The sequence below is a fragment of the Flavobacterium sp. KH_035 genome, assembly GCF_057839565.1.
In genome coordinates, this window is record NZ_CM174492.1 from 5,251,080 (window position 1) to 5,266,780 (window position 15,701).

At 35.5% G+C, this 15,701-nt stretch carries 14 protein-coding genes; 9 read left to right on the forward strand and 5 right to left on the reverse strand.

Annotation, left to right across the window (positions count from 1 at the left end; genetic code table 11):
• Positions 1–50 precede the first annotated feature (50 nt).
• The 5 genes from AC3IS6_RS21160 (at position 51) to AC3IS6_RS21180 (ending at position 5,609) form a co-directional block, all read left to right on the forward strand.
• A complete protein-coding gene (locus AC3IS6_RS21160; protein WP_263361638.1) occupies positions 51–845 on the forward strand; it encodes a gluconate 5-dehydrogenase in 795 nt (264 codons plus the stop codon).
• A 50-nt stretch (positions 846–895) separates the two neighbouring features.
• The gene (gene nagB, locus AC3IS6_RS21165) at positions 896–2,824 is read left to right on the forward strand and encodes a glucosamine-6-phosphate deaminase (RefSeq protein WP_489162284.1); all 1,929 of its coding nucleotides are present in this window, start codon (positions 896–898) and stop codon (positions 2,822–2,824) included.
• Between the two features lie 616 nt (positions 2,825–3,440).
• Positions 3,441–4,319 carry a helix-turn-helix domain-containing protein gene (locus AC3IS6_RS21170; RefSeq protein WP_489162285.1) on the forward strand — a complete coding sequence of 293 codons (879 nt, stop codon included), beginning with the start codon at positions 3,441–3,443 and terminating at the stop codon, positions 4,317–4,319.
• A gap of 71 nt (positions 4,320–4,390) precedes the next feature.
• Positions 4,391–5,218: an SDR family oxidoreductase gene (locus AC3IS6_RS21175; RefSeq protein WP_489162287.1), complete on the forward strand. Its 828-nt coding sequence runs from the start codon at positions 4,391–4,393 to the stop codon at positions 5,216–5,218.
• 10 nt (positions 5,219–5,228) lie between these two features.
• Entirely contained in the window at positions 5,229–5,609 is a 381-nt protein-coding gene (locus tag AC3IS6_RS21180; protein ID WP_489162289.1) for a DUF5367 family protein, read from the forward strand.
• Between the two features lie 327 nt (positions 5,610–5,936).
• Here AC3IS6_RS21180 and AC3IS6_RS21185 read toward each other — a convergent pair whose 3' ends face one another.
• The 3 genes from AC3IS6_RS21185 to AC3IS6_RS21195 are packed head-to-tail and all read right to left on the reverse strand — an operon-like array spanning position 5,937 to position 8,058.
• Positions 5,937–7,208, reverse strand: coding sequence for an MFS transporter (locus AC3IS6_RS21185; RefSeq protein ID WP_489162291.1), 1,272 nt, complete (start codon positions 7,206–7,208; stop codon positions 5,937–5,939).
• Positions 7,209–7,227: 19 nt separating this feature from the next.
• Complete coding sequence (locus tag AC3IS6_RS21190) at positions 7,228–7,455, reverse strand: hypothetical protein (protein ID WP_489162293.1); 228 nt, start codon at positions 7,453–7,455, stop codon at positions 7,228–7,230.
• A 6-nt stretch (positions 7,456–7,461) separates the two neighbouring features.
• On the reverse strand, positions 7,462–8,058 hold the full coding sequence (locus tag AC3IS6_RS21195; protein WP_489162294.1) for a TetR/AcrR family transcriptional regulator: 597 nt from the start codon (positions 8,056–8,058) through the stop codon (positions 7,462–7,464).
• 618 nt (positions 8,059–8,676) lie between these two features.
• Here AC3IS6_RS21195 and AC3IS6_RS21200 point away from each other — a divergent pair.
• Complete coding sequence (locus AC3IS6_RS21200) at positions 8,677–9,915, forward strand: hypothetical protein (protein WP_489162296.1); 1,239 nt, start codon at positions 8,677–8,679, stop codon at positions 9,913–9,915.
• Positions 9,906–10,937 carry a hypothetical protein gene (locus AC3IS6_RS21205; protein ID WP_489162298.1) on the forward strand — a complete coding sequence of 344 codons (1,032 nt, stop codon included), beginning with the start codon at positions 9,906–9,908 and terminating at the stop codon, positions 10,935–10,937. The genes AC3IS6_RS21200 and AC3IS6_RS21205 overlap by 10 nt, the downstream gene beginning before the upstream one ends.
• Before the next feature lie 416 nt (positions 10,938–11,353).
• On the opposite strand, the gene AC3IS6_RS21210 is transcribed toward AC3IS6_RS21205, so the two are convergent.
• Positions 11,354–12,808, reverse strand: coding sequence for a glycosyltransferase family 2 protein (locus AC3IS6_RS21210; RefSeq protein ID WP_281921020.1), 1,455 nt, complete (start codon positions 12,806–12,808; stop codon positions 11,354–11,356).
• Between the two features lie 746 nt (positions 12,809–13,554).
• Here AC3IS6_RS21210 and AC3IS6_RS21215 point away from each other — a divergent pair.
• Both AC3IS6_RS21215 and AC3IS6_RS21220 read left to right on the forward strand, forming a co-directional pair.
• Positions 13,555–13,788, forward strand: coding sequence for a hypothetical protein (locus tag AC3IS6_RS21215; protein ID WP_489162300.1), 234 nt, complete (start codon positions 13,555–13,557; stop codon positions 13,786–13,788).
• A 310-nt stretch (positions 13,789–14,098) separates the two neighbouring features.
• Positions 14,099–14,485, forward strand: a complete 387-nt coding sequence (locus tag AC3IS6_RS21220; RefSeq protein WP_489162302.1) for a hypothetical protein — start codon at positions 14,099–14,101, stop codon at positions 14,483–14,485.
• A 319-nt stretch (positions 14,486–14,804) separates the two neighbouring features.
• Here AC3IS6_RS21220 and AC3IS6_RS21225 read toward each other — a convergent pair whose 3' ends face one another.
• The gene (locus tag AC3IS6_RS21225) at positions 14,805–15,692 is read right to left on the reverse strand and encodes a hypothetical protein (RefSeq protein ID WP_489162304.1); all 888 of its coding nucleotides are present in this window, start codon (positions 15,690–15,692) and stop codon (positions 14,805–14,807) included.
• Between the last annotated feature and the right edge of the window lie 9 nt (positions 15,693–15,701).

The window sequence follows — 15,701 nt, forward strand, 5'->3', positions numbered from 1 at the left end:
ATACAAGACGAAAACAAATTAAAATTACTAATAACCAAAAACAAACAAAAATGTCAATTAACTTATTTGATTTAACGGGAAAAACGGCACTCATTACAGGAGGAGTTCATGGTTTAGGAATGGCTATGGCCAAAGGACTTGGACATGCAGGAGCAAAAATTGTTGTAAACGACCATTCCTCACAAGAAGCTGTTGATAATGCAATTGCAGAATACAAATCAGAAGGAATTGAGGCCTTCGGATACTTATTTGATGTAACAGACGAAGCTGCTGTAATTGCCGCCATCAGCAAAATTGAAGCTGAAGTAGGTCCGATCGATATTTTAATCAATAATGCCGGAATTATCAAAAGAACTCCAATCATAGAAATGGAAGTTGCCGATTTTGAAGCAGTAATAAAAGTAGATTTAACCGGACCTTTTATTGTATCTAAAAATGTAGCAAAAGGAATGATTGCCCGTGGAGGAGGAAAAATCATCAATATGTGTTCGATGATGAGCGAACTGGGAAGAGACTCTGTAAGTGCTTACGCTTCTGCCAAAGGCGGACTAAAAATGCTAACCAAAAATATGGCTACCGAATGGGCAAAATTCAACATTCAGACTAACGGAATTGGCCCGGGCTATTTTGCCACAAGCCAAACAGCACCTATCAGAGTAAACGGACACCCGTTTAATGAATTTATTATGGGAAGAACTCCCGCAGGACGTTGGGGAGATCCTGACGATTTACAAGGAGCTGCGATCTTTTTAAGTTCAAAAGCAAGTGATTTTGTAAACGGTCATATTGTGTATGTTGACGGTGGAATATTAGCGACAATAGGAAAACCTTCTAATGAAGAATAGTTATCTAAACCTTTGAACAGCAAATTTAAAAAGGTCAAAAATAAATTAAAATGATAAAAAGCACCATAGATAAAGCAACGGGCTTCGAGAAACGATTTGAAAATATCAATACAGTTGTTTTCGAAAATTCAACGGAAGCCTCGAAAGCAGTAGCACAACAAATCGCAGCGCTAATTCAATCGAAACAAAAAAACAACGAATCCTGTATATTAGGCTTAGCCACAGGTTCTTCTCCGAAAGGTTTGTATGCCGAACTGGTTCGTTTGCACAAAGAAGAAAGCTTAAGTTTTAAAAACGTAATTACTTTCAATCTGGATGAATATTATCCGATGGAACCGGACTCCATCAACAGCTACGTTCGATTTATGAAAGAGTTGCTGTTGGATCAGGTGGATATTTTACCTGAAAACTACCATATCCCTGACGGAACATTATCCAAAGAAGAAATTGCTGATTACTGCCACAATTACGAAGCCAAAATCGAAGCTTTGGGGGGCATCGATCTGCAAATTCTTGGAATTGGCGGAAACGGTCATATTGGATTTAATGAATCCGGATCGTTACAAAACTCCAAAACACGACTGGTAGCACTGGATCATATTACAAGAGTCGCAGCCAGCGGAGATTTTTCGGGTCTAAGCAACACGCCAAGAACGGCCATTACACTTGGAGTCAAAAAAATAATGGAAGCCAAACAGGTCGTTTTAATGGCCTGGGGAGAAGGGAAATCCAATATCATTAAAAAATCGGTTGAAGAAGAAGTGACCAATCAAATTCCGGCTTCATTTTTACAGGAACACAACAATGCCATTTTTGTGCTGGACAGAGAAGCTTCCTCAAAACTAACCCGTATCAACAGACCCTGGCTGGTCGAAAAAATTGTCTGGACTGATAAACTAATCCGAAAAGCAGTTTTAGGATTGGCACTGGATTTAAAAAAACCAATTTTGATGCTTACCGATGCCGACTATATCGAGAACGGAATGAGCGACTTACTGGCCGATTCAGGTCCGGCATACGACATCAACATCAAAATATTCAACAAACTTCAAAATACAATTACAGGCTGGCCGGGAGGCAAACCAAATGCTGAGGATACTAATCGCCCGGAAAGAGCAGAACCAGCCAGAAAAAAAGTTTTGATATTTAGTCCGCATCCAGATGATGACATTATCAGTATGGGTGGAACTTTTATGCGCCTTCAGCAGCAAGGACACGAAGTACATGTTGCCTATCAAACCTCTGGTAATATTGCCGTTGCTGATGATGAAGCCCTTAGATTTGCCCGATTTGTTTGCGATTACAATGACAAGTTTGGAATAAAAAATACTGAAGCCCAAGACATCTACAAAAAGGCCTTAAACCTTTTAAAAAATAAAAAAGCAAGTGAAATAGATATTCCGGAAGTTCGGCATTTAAAAGGATTAATCCGAAAAGGTGAAGCACGTGCCACCAGTCATTTTGTAGGCTTACCGGACGAACAGATTCATTTTATGGAACTTCCCTTTTACGAAACCGGGACGATTGAAAAAAAACCTTTAGGCAAGGAAGATATTCAACTGACTATCGATTTAATTGAAAAAATCAAACCACACCAAATCTATGCCGCAGGAGATTTAGCCGATCCGCACGGAACGCATAAAGTATGTCTTGACGCGATCTTTGAAGCTGTAAAAGCACTGAAACCAAAACCTTTTATAAATGATTGCTGGGTCTGGCTGTATCGTGGGGCATGGCAGGAATGGGGAATCGATGAGGTCGAAATGGCGGTACCCATGAGCCCCGATCAAGTGCTCGAAAAACGCCACGGAATCTTCAAACATCAATCTCAAAAAGACGGTGTTGTCTTTCAGGGAACCGACGCCAGAGAGTTTTGGCAAAGAGCCGAGGACCGAAACAGCGAAACAGCTCAATTATACAATCAATTAGGTTTGTCGCGCTACGCCGCAATGGAAGCTTTCGTGCGCTGGGAATTTTAGCTCACTCATTCAATATAGTACCTTTATTTTGTTCACAAGTTGGTCGATTGCAAGATCACCTGCTTAAAAAGGGGCCTCCTCAAATTATTTTTTGGGGAGGTTTTTTGATTTTAAAATTCACCCAATACTTTCACAATCAAAACAAAATGAAATGTGTAGATTGGCGTTTTTAATATGTGCCATTCCTACGGAATTCAAATGCTCCGACAAATTTATTATTGGATGGATTAAAATCCATCCCTACAATATTGGTCGAGCCAATGGCTCTTTTGCAAAAAAAGCTATTTACCACTTTCAAAAAGTTCTGACGGAACAACTCATCTTGTAACAACGGATTCTAATTCATCGAAAATAAAAGCAAACACAACATCAAAATTCCATAAAGTTCCAAAGGAACGACTCATATTGTAGGGATGGATTAAAATCCATTCCAAAATAAAACAAACAGATCATCAAAATTTCATATAGTTCCGGAGGAACGACCGATATTGTAACAACGGATTTTTAATCCGTTGAAAATAAAACCGACACAACATTTGAATTCCGTAGGAATGACCCATATTAAAAAAAAATTGGTAACTTTTCAGCCCATTTTGAGTCAAACCATTAAAAACCAATGACAACAGACATTATAGAATTAAATGATTTTATCGTTTTAATCGAACAATCCAACACCTCCAAACCTTTCATACAGCAATGTGAAATCGACGGAGATGCTGTTGGCTTTGCCTTTTATGGTTCCGGCAATGTCGAACTGGAGATCAAACATAACGATCAGACTAAATACCTGACCAATACAACCGGCTTGGCAATTTGTTTTTTTGGCAATCAAAAGGTAGCGTTCTCTCATAAAATAGAACCGGACAAACCTTTGCAGTCCATTAGTATCTTTACCAAACCAAAACATTTAAGTTCTTTGCCTCAGGCAGAAAAAGAAATTTTCGAGAATTATCTTCCGGAATTATTAAATCCGCAAGAACATTTTGTTCAGGGCCCTTCCTTTTATATGACCTTGGAAATGCAATTGGCTGTTCAGAAAATTTTCAACACAACATATACCGGCAATACAAGATTGTTGTTTTTAAAAAGTCAGATCAATGAGCTTTTGGCCCATTTCTATGCGCTTCTGGCAACAGGTACCAAAGTTGACCTTTCGGAAATTGATAAAAACAAGCTTTTTAAGGCAAAAGAAATTGTAACCAATAGCTATTCGAAACCGCCATCGATCACACAATTATCACAAATGGTAGGTTTAAACAGCAATAAACTAAAAAAGAATTTTAAAGAGCTTTTTGGAATCCCCGTCTTCAAATTTGTTCAGGAAGAAAGACTTCACAAAGCTTACGAATTACTTCGTGACAACGAAAAAACAGTTCAGGAATCGGCTTGGGAAGTTGGTTATGACAGTTTGAGTTCTTTTTCGAATGCCTTTCATAAAAAATTTGGTATGCGTCCAAATGAAGTTCGGCAACAATTCTTTTCAAACAAATCATAATTCTTTTCAGACAAATGATTCCGTTTTAATCTAAACAACTTTGTATCAGTAATCATTTAAAAAAAACTGATATGAAAAATACGAAAATTTTAGTCCTGGGGTCAAATGGGAAAACAGGACGCAGAGTAGTCGAAAGATTAGAACAAATTAATGGTATCGAAGTCCGTTTGGGTTCTCGAAATGAAAAGCTACCATTCGACTGGGAAAAACCGGAAACTTGGGAGACTGTTCTTCAGGGCATCGAAACGGTTTATATTACTTTTCAGCCTGATTTAGCCATTCCATCGGCGGTGGATACTATTCAGAATTTTACGCGTCTTGCTACAAAATCAGGTATTCAAAAAATGGTTTTACTTTCCGGAAGAGGGGAAAAAGAAGCACAGCTCTGCGAGGACATCGTGAAGTCTACAGCTAAAAACTGGACCATTGTTCGAGCCAGCTGGTTCAATCAAAACTTTAGCGAAAGTTTCTTTCTAGATCCCATATTAGCCGGAATTGTTGCCTTACCAAGAGCTGAAGCACTGGAACCTTTTACCGATGCCGACGATATTGCCGACGTTGTGACCGCAGCTCTTTTAGAGGACAAACACAACGGAAAAACGTACGAACTGACTGGTCCCAGATTACTGACTTTCAAACAAGCCGTAAACGAAATTGCCGATGCCAGCGGCCGAAATATTACTTTTCAGGGATTATCTTTAGAAGAATACATTCAGCTATTACAGGAGTATCAGGTTCCGGAAGATCATATCTGGCTGATCAACTATCTTTTTGAACAAGTTTTGGATGGCCGAAATTCGAGTATCACCTCAGATATAGAAAATATTCTGGGAAGAAAAGCAAAGGATTTTTCTGTTTACGCAAAAGAAACAGCTAAGACAGCAATCTGGAACTCCTAAAACTAAGATTATGAAATATAGCAGAGGAATATTTTCAGGGTTTATAGTTTGGTTGTGCGTTAGTATTTCTTTTTATCTTTTAGGTAATACTCCACTTCTTAAAGATTATTTTCTAATACAAGCCGCAATCGTTATGGTACTTATTATTTTTTACGCCATAGTTGGTGCAAAATTTTATTATCAGAAAAAATACGGCACCAATGGTCTTACACTTGGAGTATTAATGTCAGGAACAGCATTGTTTTTGGACGTTTTGATAACCGTTCCTTTTGTTGAAATTCCCGAAGGACGAAGTTATGAGAGCTTTTTCACCAGTCCAATTTTATGGACACTGGCTATTATAAACGCTTTTTCGGTGTATATGTATTGGAATAGAAAAATTAAACCTTAATCATCGACTCCCAGTTTAGTGGTACAACAAAGAACAGATAGTATTGTTTTAAATACTTCCTTTTATTCGACGCGGATAAAACGGGTTTACTTCGTAAAACGCGAATGAAAACGGATTCTTTCCTCATTTAAAAGATTTTTAATTTTAAAATCCGTTTTTATCAGTGTCTTCGCGATAGCGAATCCGTTAAATCAGCGTTGAATTAATATTCATAATTTTTATTGATCAGGCAGAAACTACTTTTCGATTATAATTCTATCTAAAATGCTTATACAAAAAAAGCTTGTCTTCAACAGACAAGCTTTCTCATGATTAAAAGGTAAAAGATTAAATTTCTAGTTTTTCTGTAGTAACGGTAAGATCAGCTGTATCTTTTGACTGCACCAGCTTATTTACTCTCCATATCAAAAATATTGTCAAAAGTGTAATCACCGCAATTACATATCCTAAAATATCATAGTTTTCCAGGGGAGCTGTTTTTGTTTTCTGATGCACAATAAATCCGGCACAAACCGCTGAGATTCCTCCTGCAATTTGCTGCATTGAAGAAGTTATAGACATATAAGCTCCACGATCTTTCATTTCCGGAATAGCCGTATTTAAAGTCGTTGCAGGAATCATACGGCTCATAATTCCCATAAACATAATCATAGTAAGTACTACAATTTGCCACAATGGTATAGGAGTAAGATTCGTATAAATGATGATCATAATAATCGAAAGTACTGATCCTGCTGTAAACAACCAGAACTTATTTACTTTATCACTTAATTTTCCAACAATAGGCATTATAAACAATACAGAAAGTCCGGTTAAGAAAAATACCATTGGTAAATCCAACTGACTAATACCTAGATTGTTTACTAAAAAAGCACTTCCAAATGGCTGTAGCATAAAACCGCCAACCGAAAGTAATGCAATAGCCGTAAAACCAAGTTGATAACTCTTATTACTTAAGGTATGCCAAAGATGCAAAAACGGGCTTTTATCTGATTGTAATTCTAAATGTTTCGTTATTGCGGGCATTTGTGTGATAATCACCAGCAAAATAATTAGGCCTAAAACTGCAATCATCAGGAAAGAAGAATGCCAGCCCCAATGATTTGCACAATACAGTCCAAGTGGTACTCCTAAAATCTGACTTGCGGCATAAGCCATTTGAATAACCCCCATAACGCGTCCTCTTTGATGAATTATAAATAAATCGGTTACAATTGCCAAAGAAACAGAGCCTATGACGCCACCAAAAAGTCCGGTAACGATTCTTGCTAAAAGTAGCATCGTGTAGCTTGTAGAAAGAGCACAGAAAATGGTACCGATAATAAATCCTGTATAAAAGAAAATCAGGAGTTTTTTACGATCAAATTTATCAGCAAAACCTGCTGCCAGCAATCCTGAGATTCCGGCACTAAAAGCATAGGCAGAAACAGTAAAACCAAAGTTAGCCGTTGTCATATCAAGCGTTTTCATTAAAATATCACCAAGTGGTGAAATAACTATAAAATCAAGTATAACGGTAAACTGTAAAAGTGCCAGTATCGCAATAATGATTTTTTGATTTGTAGAGAAAGCCGTGCTTTCTATAGTGTTTTTTTTCATTCTTTATAAATGTATTAGTTTAGTCTAACTCCTGGCATTCATGGCCAAATTCTGTGACCATACCGATAATTGTTTCGGGTTGTAATGTTTTCGAAACAATCCTGAGTACACAATCAACATCTTCGCAGTCAATGCTCCATTGTTGAATGTCTGAATGATTATTAAGTTTATGACGAATGGGACAATTGGGATCCTGATCCCCAATATTTGTTTTAAAAATATGTATTGTATTTAAATTTGTTTCCATAATTTTTCATGGTTTTAGTCCTTTTACAGTGACCTGAAAGGCTTCTTTCATAATTTCCCGGGTAAGTTTAAAGGGCTTTCCTCCCATACTCTTCCCTTCAGTATGTAAATTTAATAAGGTATACAAAGGCCCGTAGGCAACACACCAAAAAGCCTCAAATGTCATCGGAATCAGCTCGTTATTGCGTAAGCCATTATCAATAAACATTTTCATAATCCTTCTAAAATCTGCAAACTCCTGAATAGAATCCAGAATGATTTCTGAATGAGGTGAATGTTTGACAATTTCAAAAAATGCAACTTCCTTCGGATATTTCATGGTAAAGTTGGCGCGGTTTTCCCACTGTTTCCATAAACCTTCCTCAAATGACATTTCGGGCGAAAAGTTTTTCACGGTGCTGGTAAAAAACTTCAGCGCAATAATGGCACCTATTTTTTGAATCAAATCATCTTTGTCTTTGTAATAAATATAGAGTGTGCCAACAGAAATAGAACAGGCCTTCGCGAGCTTGTTCATACTAAAACCCTGAAATCCTTCCTGGACAATCTGGTCAATTGCCATTTCGATTACCAATTTTTCCTTGTCAACATCTCTTACTCTCATACTGAATATTTTGTTGCAAATATAAAACAATAAATGAATGAACATTCTTTTATTTATGTTTTTTGATAAAAAAAGGAAACAGATTCATAAACCTATTCGAATATCCTCTTTAAAAATCAATCCTATTGGGATTCGACCAGTTATCGGTCCCAGAACTAGTGCGTTTTAAAAACATCTTGGCTAGTAGTCAATTTTATCTGGATAAGGGAATAAGAACTTCTTGATAGCAATCACAAACTCTCTATTTTTCTACACAAAACCTAAAGGCTTTTACACTAATTTAAAAGTCTTTAAGTAAATTCATTCTTATCTTCGTTTTTGACAAAAACTCGGGAAAAGCATCTATTTAAAACTGTAAAACGAACATTTCGTTTGACCGGATTATTTTTTTATTGAGTATATTAGCCCATTTTTTAGATTGTGCTATCCTGAGATAGCTCCAAAATATGAATCAGACAACCAGTTATTACATAAACGATATCAGTTGTTACAAAGTACAAATGAGATAAAACATGTTTTTTTAATTTTGCCCGAAAATTGCCCAAAACGGTACTTTAAAAAAACTATTAAATAACAATAAATTTTTATATATAAACCCCATTTTTACCTACTAATCCTATGAGAAAAACCATTTCTTATTTTCTACCTTTTGCCATTTTCGCGGGTGTACTTTTCGGATGCAGCGATGATGATTCAAAAGGTGATAATTACAAAGCCAATTATTTGCCGGCCATTGATGCGACTACTTTACCAAAAGAAAACCGACCAATGACGATGTTTGAAGACAATGAAAGTTCTTCAAAAATGTATGACAACAAAGACCGCTGGTTCCGTGTTAATCAGCCCATGCAAATTATTCAAAAAGGGAAAGATTCTATACAAATTTCTCTTTACTCTCCGGTTGGACTTACAGATGTAAAAGTCTATGCAAAGTTAGCCAACTACGACAAGCGATTTTTACTTTTCGAATTCACAAAAGTTCCCGCTTTTCACCGTTCTGCGCACCAAATTCCTTTAGTAGACGGAACCCATGACTATCAATTAGAAAATGGAAAAGCCGTTACCATTGATAAAATTGATGGTTTCTCTTCCGGAGCAATCGAATTTTCGGTAGAATCAACGGATCCCTTATTTGCTAAATTCAAAAAAATCAAATCAAATCGATTAGTACAATTCAGCACGCAGTATCACCTTAATAATCCTGCTGATGATCCTGAAAAGTTTTTACCGATGAATCCAGTTTTAGCCAAAGAAGCGGTCACTATGATTATTAATTATTCCTACGCTCTGAGTCATCCTATCTATTATGATACTTTCATGAATTTTGACATCTACAAAAAAGAGCAGGCAACGACAGCGGGGACTGCCATAAACGGTGCACTAAACTGGCATGGAAATGCAGATGATGTTGATGGTGTTTACGATTATCTAACAAAAGCCCAAATCGAACAAGCCTATAACACCTACATTGATAGCCGAACCTTAAACATGGCCATGGTTGGCGGAGGTGCTGCCTGGGGCGGAGGTGCTTTAGCTTCACAATATGAAGGTGGCTATATCGTTGGTCACTGGAAAGGAGACATGTCTCTTTGGTCACACGAATATTCGCACCATAGTGGTTACAGTCATAGTAGTAATTTAGCCAATAGTGGCGAGGGAGGCGGTCAACAGGAAATGTTTGCTCAATTCTATAGATATTTAATACACCTGAATGATCTTCCTTTTACAGATCCTGATGTATTAAAAGGATATACGAAAAAAGAATATCTAAGAGGGACTTATTCTAAACCTGTATTTAAAGTTGACCCAAAAAACCCATTTTTAGTAAAATATAAAGAAGACGGAAAATGGAAATAACCTATAAAACTATCATGAACAAAATACCTTTTTTATTAGTATTACTTTGCCTTTTTGCCGGTTGCAGCGACGATTCTTCAAACGGTAAAGAAGCAACAAAATATGATTATTACTATCCAACTGAAGAAGCTTCCATTACGGCAGCTCAGATTGGATCCGGAACTGGAACTTTTGATCCTAAAGGAATAACCGTTGCCAACAATAAACTGTATGTTTGTAATGGTGATGTCCTTGAAGTTTTTGATGCCACATCAATGGCTTACATCAAAACCATCGCCGCTTACACAAAAGGAGCAACTACAATTCCGTTTACGAAACTTTCATCTGTTTGTGTAGATAGCGGACGTCTATATGTCGGAAGTGTTGATTCAAGACTTTTTGTAATGGATGAAGTTACAAACGCCGGAATAAGCACGGTAGGAAACGGTCAGTGGTGGCAAACTTTTGTTCACGTGTTTGGAGTTGTGGTAAAAGACGGATTGGTATTCGTAAAAGAAAAAGAAACCTCGATTAAAGTTTTCGAAACCTCTCAGATTACCGCAAGCAGCGATTGGAATTTAAAACCTATTGCTAAATTAAACACCTTAAACGGTTTTGACCAAATCTATTCTATGGATGTAGATGCCGGAAATTTAGTAGTAGCAGGAAGAGACACTAAAAGTTATTTGTATTACAATATTGCAGGCATCAAATCTAATTCGGCAAGTTCGCTGACAGAGCCTCTAAAACCCGTAATAGCTGCTTTTACCCCTAAACCTATCGCCATTAACTTTACAAAAGACTGGGCAATAACTTCTGAAAATGTTGGAAGTACAAATTACTTACGTCTTTATCCAAAACCAGAATTTATAGACCGTATTTATACCCCAAGAGTAAATGCTTCTGATGTTATGGGGCAAAATCCTTTTGGAAGTATTGTAGGTGTTGCACAACTTAATGATCGTTTATTTTTGTCTGACAATACCAACAAAAAGATCAGAGTGCTGAAACTTAATAAAGCTACAATTGCAGAACAGCAATAATCGTTATTGCTTTTAAAATATTTGAAACCTCTAAACTTAAAACTTTAGAGGTTTTTTTTGAAACAAGGCCTATTTTTTAGATTGTTTCCCTATACTCCATCATTCGGATAAATCAGTTTTATCACTATCCAGCGATCTCTGCGTAAACCTTTGCGTTCTTAGCGGTTATAAAACAGCACAAGAATCATTCAGATCTGTTTCACGAAAACGTTGGTACATATAGATTCTCTTAAAAGAATATCATAAGGACACAAACTGATCTTTAGCAAATGCAAAAAAATCTGCGTTGATCCATGTGCCTACTTTCTCGAATTCAAATTCCAAATTCTTCTAAAAACAAAAAACTCCCACTCAAATGAGCAGGAGTTCTAAAAAAACAAATCAATTTCTATTTCTTTAATTACAATATTTCTTTTTTAAGCCAATCCACGGGTTAGCCAGCCTTTTTTATTGGCAGTAACAATTGCATACGGTGTAATCCAAAACAAACTAAAAGTATAGAAAACACTATAGGAATACGCCCAAAGCGAATCGGCAAAATTATATCTTTTCGTATAAAACAATACAGGGAAACTTGATACCACTAAAATTGCCAAAAGTGTAGAACTTAAAAACAATAACGGATGCATCGCAATGAAGTAGAACATAAAAAACAAAAACGGATACGCCATAATCATTTTCATAGATTGACTTACAAATAAAAGCCTCGCTCCAAATTTAGATTCTTTTCTGAAATCTGTAAAAACATATTTCGCCATAGCGATATTCTCACGCACATTACTTCTGCTCCATCTGATAAACATTTTGTACAATCCGGTATATTCTTCCGGTACATTCGTAAGTACATAAGCATTTCGCTGAAACAACACATGCTGCCCTTGTCTCAAAATCATATTGGTCATGGCACGGTCTTCACCAATGTCTGATGGCTGTCCCATAAAAGTTTGATTGATCCATTCGTCCAGACAAGCAAAAACCGAAGTTTTTCTATAAGCTGCTGCTGCTCCCGGAGTACAAAGCACTGAACCCAGTCTGCTTTCCGCAGAACGCATGAACTCAAAACTCATCACAAAACTCACATTCAGCATTTTAGGCAGGATTGCTTTTTTGCTGTTCAATACATGAACGTTTCCGGCTACTGCACCACATTTTTCATCTACAACAAACGGACTCACTAAGTTTCTTAGTGTATCTTTTTTTACAATTGAATCACTGTCTACCGTAACAAAGATTTCTCCCGTTCCCAATTCGAATCCACGGTGTAAAGCATGACGCTTTCCTTTGTTTTCAGGTTGTTGAAAAATCGTCAAACGATCTCCTAATTTTATTTTAGCTTGTTGCATCCAATACCAGGTATCATCTTTACTTCCATCGTCAACAGCTAATATTTGCATTTTTTGCTCCGGAAAATCACTCTCTGCCAAACTCATTAAAGTATCCCAAACCAGTTTCCCTTCGTTATACGCCGGAACAATCACAGTGCAAGTTGGTAACATTTCATCCGAAACAGATTCGATTGGTTTGTAAGTAAAATACAAGTATAAATTATACAAAAAAACTCCGGCTTGAAATACAAACAATACACCTGCCAGTATCAGGAAAGGAAATCCCCAGCTTGAATTTATTCGCTCCAGCTGAAACTGATCGAAATCGGCTTGCAAATGATAAGCGGAATAAGCTCCAATAAACAATAAGATAAAAGTACTTACCAATACAAACAATCCTGTCTTGCTTTTGGTACGCTCGCTTACTTTCTTTGAAGCTACATTTGAATTACTAATACGAAAAATGGAACTGTTTAAGCCTTGTTCGGTATTAAGATTTGAATTTGAAGTATAAAACTGTTCTGATGTTAGGGTTTCACTTTTCATATGACACTACTTTTTATTGCTTTCTAATGGCTTTTATTTAATTGCTTCCCTCCGGTGCTACATTTTCATTTATTGGAGAGAATTTTATATAATGCCATTTTGCAAGCGTTGTGCCATAATTAGTTTTCACTGGTTTCTAGCGAATTAGAAGCTTTACGCGTTTTTCAAGTGTGTAATTATTACACGTTTTTGTACACAGTATACAGTTTTTACTAGGATTTTGGGAGGTTTTAAGCTGAGGTTTTGTGGCCTTTGAGTGTGGCGAAGTTTAGAAATAACGTTTTCTGGAGTTTATTATTGTCATCCCGAACAAAGTCAAAAGATTTTTGGAATTTGGACCCGAGCAATAGCAAACAGACAAAGCAATTTGGGATTTGGAATTTGGGATTTGGAATTTTAAAATTTTGGAATTTCTTTTTCTGGAGCTATTTCCTGCTATCCGCTTGTATCTTTTCCTTGCTAAAGGAGCAAGAAAAAGGATACCGCTTCTATCAGGGCTAGGGAAAATATTTTCATAAGATAATCTAGTGAAACTCGATGCCAATAAAACGTAATAATATATTATTTTTCTCACTATTTAGCCAGTATTTTTTTTACTACATTTGCAGTCCTAAACGTAAAAATTATGAACTCGATTAAACTTTTGCCCGTGTGGTATGGTGGCGGTATTGGAAACAACTGCAACGCTTTTTACGGCGTAGGACACCTTAGCTATGCGGGTTTTATATTCCCTAAACGTAAAAATTATGAGTACCAACACCCTTTCAAAAGAAGCCGAAATCAGGCTGATGAATTTCTTCAACAACACAATAGATCCGCTAGAAATGGCTAAATCTATAAGGCAAGTCAATTACGTTCTTGCTTTAGGAGCTTTGAGACAACAAGGAACCCTGCAAAATGAAATCACCAATTTAGAAAACAGTTTCTATTGGCTGAATGAATTAGCTGAGGTTCTGAATCCTTATTTGGATGTAGAATAAAAATTTCGCTTAAAATTAAAAAAACCTCGATTTTAGAAAATCGAGGTTTTTTTGGTTTATTAAGTTATCGAGAAAAAGCTTTGTGCTCAAAAAAGGCATAGATTGTGTGCATACACAAATTCGGAATTTCCGAATTTCAGTAAAAAGCACATAATTATTATTGGTATCGTTCTTGAAAATTAATTTTAAAGGATTAGAGGTTTCCGTAAAGCAAATCCAAAAAATCGCACTATAATTGTAGCTATAAAACAGGGCTGAAATTATTTAAGTTTACGTCTGAAATTTAGAAAAAACAAAATTACTTTATATAATGAATTATATCTTTGAAAATTATAATTTGAATCTTCTAGATTGTGATGACAATACCTGTAAACTACAATTACATCCCAAACAAGGCAATGCACTTTTAAAGGAAAGAAGAAAACTTTATATACTTCATTTTAAGAATGAAATTCTTTACGTAGGAGAAGCTAATAATTCAATTAAAACCAGATTTAAAAGAGGATGCAACTCATTTAATTACTACATTAAAAATGGCTTCGCAAGAAATGGTTATAAAGGTTACAAATGGCTAAACAAAGAAAATCTTTATCGAAATTTATTGGTTACTGTAGTAATATTTAACGCTCGATATGATAATGATAGAAAATTTATCGAAGCTGTTGAGGGAGAACTAGTTTATTTAACTAGCAAATAAATTAAAATACTGGCCTAAGTTTCAAAATGAGATTCATTTTAGCAATTATGAAGGTGCTAAGGAAATAGCAGAAGAAATAATTTCAACTATCATTGAGAATTCCTTTGACTAATAAACGGTAATTTTTGATAGTATTTTAGAAACTATTTACAGTCAAAATAAAGCGGGAATAAATTTTACCCTCGTCAATATAACGAGAGTAAAATTTATAAAAATTACTCTTGAAAACACCAGCAATAAACAAAATATTCAAATCTATAAATAAAGAGAATAACTAAAAATAGTAATTTCCTTTTATTATTAATTGAATTCACGTCATTTATAATTCTGCTAATTCTTTATTTTCGGTTTCCCCAATCAATTCCCATTCTCCCCATTGATTGTATGGGAAGTATGCATTATAATCTTTTAATTCATTATCGAGTATGAATTTTTTTCTTAACCCTCTAAAAGAAAATGTTTCATCTGTTCCAATTATTTTCAAACACTTACTTCCTTTTCTAATAATTTCTGCAACATTTTCAATTCCTTTATTATTTAAAGGAGTATATTTTACTTTGTGGCCAACTAATAATTTTCCTTCATTGAAAAGTTTTGTAATAAACCTGCCATTACGCTTATTCTCGTCTGTAGTATTAAAGATTTCATTGCGCTTAATTAAAAAATTCCTAGCCACCAGTTCTGAATTATCATCTTTATAATAATTGAATGTAACTGCGTTTATATTTAGTCCCTTAGTAGATAAGTAGTTAATCACTCTTTCTGTAATTGCATCAATTTCAGAAGCTACTATTAATAATTTTTGATTTTCATTAATCTCAATTTCTTCACCATCTTCAAAATTCTTGTTTAAAAGTTCGTAAATAGTTTCTTTACGGCCTTGCTTTTGAAGAATAGAGTTAATATCATCAACTTTCAAAGTCGAAGCCCAAGCAGTATAGTCTAAAGCTTGAGCTACTACATCTCTAGTTGTATTTCCTCTTTTTAGTTCGATGATTATTAAATCACCACTACTATCAATTGCTAACAAATCAATCTCTTTAAAATGATCTGTCTTAATTTTTGAGCCTATTAAAATTGCATCAGGAAGAATAATTTTTATGTCATTTTCTATCCATTTATGAATTCGATCTTCATAATCCAAATTAGATTTATTGAGTTCGGTTAAGATATTATGATTTACTTTCCAGATTTTTGTTTCTTGCATTTTTTTTTG